The following is a 5636-nucleotide window of genomic DNA, read 5'->3' as shown; positions in this document are numbered from 1 at the left end:
AGTTTTTTACTATTTTTGTTAAAAAGATTGTGAGTTTTTTCACAGTCTGACGTTAGCAAACATTTAAAAATTAAAACATGAAAAAATCTAGAAATTATTTAACGATCACATTAAGTTTATTATTGATGAATTCAAATGCTCAAACATTAGATGTTGATTTCACCGGTATTACTGGTAATTGTATGTCATACACTGGTTTATCTGAAACCCAAACCCTTGCGCAATCATTTACAGCCGGAATAAGTGGCAATCTTACGAGCGTTAAGGCTGGTTTATCAGCTAGAGTTTGTACTGAGACTAATATTATGAATTGTACAGCAAAAATTTACGACGGTACTTGTACAGGTACTGTGCTGACTACTGAAAATTTTACAATTCCAACAGGTTCTGCATTAAGTATGTATCAAATTAATTTCTCAACACCTGCAAACATTACCTCCGGGCAGGTTTACACTCTTGAATTGTCTGTCCTTCCGGGTCAAAACTGTTACATCGATCCTTTTACAGGTATGGAGCCGGTTTTTGGAGGATGGCATTTGGAAAATTCTTTGAACTGTGGAGGCGAATACGCCAGTGGAACTGCTTTCGACCCTGGTTGTTTACCTTATCCTGGTGATTATTATATTCAAACATATGTTATATCAACCTTAGGAATTATTGAAAATGATTTTGGTGGAGGATTTTTAGTTTATCCAAATCCAACAAATGGTATTTTCTCAATTGATCTAGGTTCAGTTTACGAATCTGTTGAGATTTCAATTTCCGATATTACTGGAAGAACATTTAGTTCGATGTCTTTTGATAATGAAAAAACATTAAAACTCTACCTAAACGAGCCAACTGGAGTCTATTTCGTAAACGTAACGTCTGGTGAAAAAAGAGCTGTAATTAGATTATTAAAGAACTAAACGATTTGCTAATCGAGTAGACTGCCCTGCTAGAAACTAGCAGGGAGAGCCTCTCACACCACCAAGCGTACGGGCCACGTACTTGGCGGTTCGTAAATCATCAATCAAAAGCTCTTTGCACCTTTTGAGCTATCCATAATTTACTTTAAGACTAGGCTAAGATAACTTTCCTAATCGAATTTCTTGGAGATTTACGTTCAGTCCTTCCCTGTTTGTGAGTCCTATGCGGTATCTATTCGCATCTCGTTTGCCTTCAAGTACTATGACCTCTGCTGACTTCTTGACTTGATTAACTCGTAATCGCCAAGACCTCCCCTGGTAAATGCTTTTTCCTTCCTCCAATCCCTGCGCCATCTACAAATTAAAGTTTTGGTAAACTTTGGACGTTACGTTGCTGTGGACGCTTATCCGCTTTAACTTGCCTCATATGACGTTTCTGTTCGTCAGTACCGGATTTTGCCGATTGGCTTCCTTCAGTGCATACCTCACGATAAACCACCTTGCCACGTGCTAACGATTCGGGTTTTCAGTCCGCTCGTAAGGGACTTACACCCTCTGGAAAAATAACACCCCGAAAACTTGGTTCGTAAAACTAAATTTGTATTTTTGAACTATTTGAAAAGCTTTCGGGGTGTGTCCTGCATATGCAGGGCACACACAGCAGTTTGCTTCAATGGCTACTTCCGGATTTTCCTACGGAAAATCCGCTGCTGAATGGAATGTTTTGTTATATTTGTAATGGCTTGGTGTTGGTGCAACGCCACTGAGAGCAAGCCGCAGAACGTAAGAATAACGATATCTAAAAATAAATTACTATTTCATGAAGAAAACAATCTGGTCTTTGGTAGTACTATGCTTTTCCATAACCATAAAATCACAAAATGCAAGCGTTGAAAAATCGGTATTTGGTATTCAAACTGGATTTCTAGGTATTTGGGTTCATAACGAAAGTAAATTATCCAATCAAATAGCATTGCGAAGTGAAATTGGTTTTGATAGTGGAATTTGGGGCGGAGATTTTTATGACAAAACAGGTTTTTTAATGACGCCCGTTATAACGGCTGAACCTAGATGGTATTATAATTTAAATACCCGAGTAAGCAAATCAAAAAAGATTGACGGAAATAGCGGTAATTTCATTTCACTTAAAACAAGTTATCATCCCGATTGGTTTGTGATTTCAAATTATGACAACCTCGCAATTATTAGCGATATTTCGATTGTTCCAACATGGGGAATACGAAGAAATATTGGAAAACATTTCAATTATGAAACTGGGATTGGACTTGGATACCGTTATATTTTTGCTAAACAAGCTGGTTATTTAAAAAATGAAAGCGATGCCGCTCTTAACTTACACTTAAGAATTGGGTATAGATTTTAATAAATGAAATCTTATGGTAGCCATAAAAACTGCAATTTATATAATTCTGTTGTTTTTGTAATTCTACATAATACGCTTAAAGAAATTAAATTTGAATGGTAATTCGTTAAGAAAGAACCAAAAAAAAGCCGACGTTATGTCGGCTTTTTTATAATCTCTTATCTGCAATAATTGCTTAAGTGTACTTTCTTACCATTTGGATCTTGAGCGCAAACGGGTATCGAATTGAAGTCATAATATTGATATGGGCTAGTAGCAGGTATTGGCATTCGTATTTCAAATTTTGTTAGCTTTCCATCTCCATCATCATCTACATCTAAAAAATCAGGAATTTTATCGCCATCCGAATCGTCATCAAAATAATCATTATTATTATTTAAATCTTCATAAATATTTGGGATTCGATCTCTATCATGGTCGCGGGTTTTTAAATCAAATAATTTAATTTGAAAAGCAATTGGCGCATACTGATTAATATTCTCTCTACTGCCAGAAAAATAAGCCAACCCAGAAGGGATAAAAACCAATACATTTCCATAGTTTACTCTGGTAACAGTACCGTTACTGTTTTCTACATGAGACTCTTCTGTTTTTACCTTAGAAAGAATTTGTCTAAACCCTGAAATCGCAGAAACAGAAGATTCTGGAAATGAAAACCAAACTCCAAAATTATTTAAATCAAAAACCTCATTTGTTAAATTCCAACCTTTGTATGCTACTAAAGTAGAGTCTACACTTGTAACATTTTCACCACCCCCTTCATTTAAAACAATATAATACAATTTATAGTCTACATCGTCTTCAATTCTACCATCTGTTAATAAAGTAGAACGAGAATCATTTTTTACCGTAATAGATTGAAGTGGATAATCGGTTTGATTCCATATAGACGTTTGTGTTCCGTTTTCAGGAATCTTAGTAACTGTAGCGTTTAAATCGGCGTCCAGCTCTAAATAATTTTCTTTTAAGTAATCTTCAATCTCCACAATATTTTCGTCATACACTTCTTGATAATCTTTTATCTTAACAGTTGCAGGACCGTTATCTGGATTACATGCGAAAAGTGTTACAGCAAAAACTAATAAAAGTACTATTTTAAAAAGGCTTTTCATTATTATAAAATTTATAGGGCGCAAGATACAATTTTCATTTATTTTTGTAGAAATATTAACAAGGTTTTTTGATTTATATTATGCGTATTGATAAACTTTTATGGTGTTTGCGATATTACAAAACCCGAAGCATTGCAGCAGAAGCAGTAAAAAAAGGTCATGTTACTGTAAATGGACAAGTAGCAAAAGCGTCGCGCGAGATATTTCCAACCGATAAAATTACTTTAAGGAAAGACCAAATCAACTATAAATTAACCATTTTAGATGTTCCTCAAAATCGTTTGGGAGCTAAACTTGTGGACATGTACCGCAAGGATGAAACACCAAAAGAAGCTTTTGAGCATTTAGAATTATTAAAATTATCGAAAGAACATTATAGAGCTCACGGCACTGGTCGTCCTACAAAAAAAGAACGAAGAGATATCGACGACTACTTAGATGATAGTGTCGAATCTGAAGAAATTGAATAAGATGAACTACTGGGAAGAACGCTATCAAAAAGGAGAAACGGGTTGGGATGCTGGCTCGATTACCACTCCAATAAAAGAATACATTGACCAATTAACCGATAAAAATCTAAAGATTTTAATTCCAGGAGCCGGAAATGGTTATGAATTTGACTATTTAATTGAAAACGGATTTCAAAATGTTTCTGTTGTTGATATTGCCGAAACTCCTTTAAATAACATCAAAATTAGAAAGCCAGAATTTGCTTCACATTTGATCCATTCTGATTTTTTTGCTTTGGATATGACTTTCGATTTAATCCTAGAACAAACGTTTTTCTGCGCTTTACCACCAGAACTGCGTCCGCAATATGTTGAAAAAATGGCTTCGCTTTTAAATCCAAAAGGAAAATTAGCGGGACTATTATTTGACTTCCCATTAACCAGTGAAGGTCCGCCATTTGGAGGCTCTGAAACCGAATATTTAAATCGATTTACAGATAAATTTACAATTAAAACACTTGAAAAAGCACATAATTCGATAAAGCCAAGAGAAAATAAAGAACTCTTTTTTATCTTTGAAGTCAAATAACAACACACATGGAAAATATTATTTTAACGCACGAAGAAATCAAACACAAAACCAAACGAATTGCTTACCAAATTTACGAAACATTTGTTGACGAAAAAGAAGTAATTTTAGCTGGAATTGCCAATAACGGATTTATTTTTGCTGAAAAAATAGCTGCTGAATTAGCTTTAATTTCAGATTTGAATGTAACACTTTGTGAAGTTAAAATCAACAAACAAAACCCACAAGATGTTGTAACGACTTCTATAACTCCAGAAGATTATAAAAACAAAGCCTTAGTTTTAATTGACGATGTTTTGAATTCTGGTACAACCCTAATCTACGGAGTAAAACACTTTTTAGAAGTACCTCTGAGTAAATTCAAAACAGCAGTTTTAGTAGACAGAAATCACAAAAAATACCCTGTAAAAGCTGACTTCAAAGGATTATCATTGTCGACATCGCTACAAGAACACATTCAAGTGGTTTTTGAAGAAAACAACTCGTATGCCTATTTAAGCTAATAAAGACTTAATTTCATTTGCAATTTGCTCTACCGACTTATCATCCACGGAAACTATTTTCGTGGCCTGATGATAATAAAAGTTTCGGTCGAATAAATGTTTATTGATAAAATCTTTCAAAGAAACCTCATCTTGATTGTGAAGCAACGGACGTTGGGCTTTCTCTTTTATCAATCGACTTACTAATGTATCAACCGAAGCTTTTAAGTAAACAGAAAACACTCCTTCTTGAAGTAATAGTTCGTGATTATTATAATAACAAGGCGTCCCTCCTCCTAAACTTAATACAAAGTCATACTTTTTAGTTAAAAAAGTTTTCAAAACTTCATTTTCTTTTTTACGAAAATAAATTTCTCCTTTAAATTGAAACAATTCTGTTATCGAATTGTGCGTTTCTTTTTCAATCTCTTGGTCCAAATCATAGAACGGAATTTGAAGCTGCTCCGCTAAAAAAGCCCCTATTACCGACTTACCACACCCCATGTAACCTAATAAAACTATTTTCATAAATAAATAATCCCTTATAAATTAAAGGGTTAAGAAATTAATTGCAAAAAAAGACAAATTTAAAAGAAAATCCCATTGCAAAATAAATAAATGTTTATATATTTGCACCCGCATTCAAGGAAATAAAATGACTTGGTAGCTCAGCTGGTAGAGCACATCACTTTTAATGATGGGGTCCTGGGTT

7 protein-coding genes are annotated in these 5636 nt (G+C 34.2%); 5 read left to right on the top strand and 2 right to left on the bottom strand.

The genetic code is table 11. The features are described from left to right. Positions 1-77: 77 nt before the first annotated feature. Together Q0075_RS03710 and Q0075_RS03705 are read left to right on the top strand one after the other, a co-directional pair. Positions 78-908: a T9SS type A sorting domain-containing protein gene (locus Q0075_RS03710; RefSeq protein WP_297868341.1), complete on the top strand. Its 831-nt coding sequence runs from the start codon at positions 78-80 to the stop codon at positions 906-908. An 820-nt stretch (positions 909-1728) separates the two neighbouring features. Next, complete coding sequence (locus Q0075_RS03705) at positions 1729-2292, top strand: hypothetical protein (RefSeq protein ID WP_297868340.1); 564 nt, start codon at positions 1729-1731, stop codon at positions 2290-2292. Positions 2293-2450: 158 nt separating this feature from the next. Here Q0075_RS03705 and Q0075_RS03700 read toward each other — a convergent pair whose 3' ends face one another. Then, positions 2451-3404, bottom strand: a complete 954-nt coding sequence (locus Q0075_RS03700; RefSeq protein ID WP_297868339.1) for a hypothetical protein — start codon at positions 3402-3404, stop codon at positions 2451-2453. An 80-nt stretch (positions 3405-3484) separates the two neighbouring features. Between Q0075_RS03700 and Q0075_RS03695 the strand changes: the two genes are divergently transcribed. The 3 genes from Q0075_RS03695 to Q0075_RS03685 are packed head-to-tail and all read left to right on the top strand — an operon-like array spanning position 3485 to position 4945. After that, positions 3485-3874 carry an RNA-binding S4 domain-containing protein gene (locus tag Q0075_RS03695; protein WP_297868338.1) on the top strand — a complete coding sequence of 130 codons (390 nt, stop codon included), beginning with the start codon at positions 3485-3487 and terminating at the stop codon, positions 3872-3874. Between the two features lies 1 nt (position 3875). Continuing rightward, positions 3876-4442, top strand: coding sequence for a methyltransferase domain-containing protein (locus Q0075_RS03690; RefSeq protein WP_297868337.1), 567 nt, complete (start codon positions 3876-3878; stop codon positions 4440-4442). A gap of 8 nt (positions 4443-4450) precedes the next feature. Beyond that, on the top strand, positions 4451-4945 hold the full coding sequence (locus Q0075_RS03685; RefSeq protein ID WP_297868336.1) for a phosphoribosyltransferase family protein: 495 nt from the start codon (positions 4451-4453) through the stop codon (positions 4943-4945). Here the strand turns inward: Q0075_RS03685 and Q0075_RS03680 are convergent. Next, entirely contained in the window at positions 4937-5452 is a 516-nt protein-coding gene (locus tag Q0075_RS03680) for a shikimate kinase (protein WP_297868335.1), read from the bottom strand. The two genes, Q0075_RS03685 and Q0075_RS03680, sit on opposite strands and share 9 nt — an antisense overlap. Positions 5453-5636 lie beyond the last annotated feature (184 nt).

Origin of the sequence: uncultured Flavobacterium sp., from assembly GCF_937967675.1 — a bacterium.
Classification (GTDB): domain Bacteria; phylum Bacteroidota; class Bacteroidia; order Flavobacteriales; family Flavobacteriaceae; genus Flavobacterium.
This window is presented reverse-complemented; position numbering and strand designations above follow the sequence as displayed.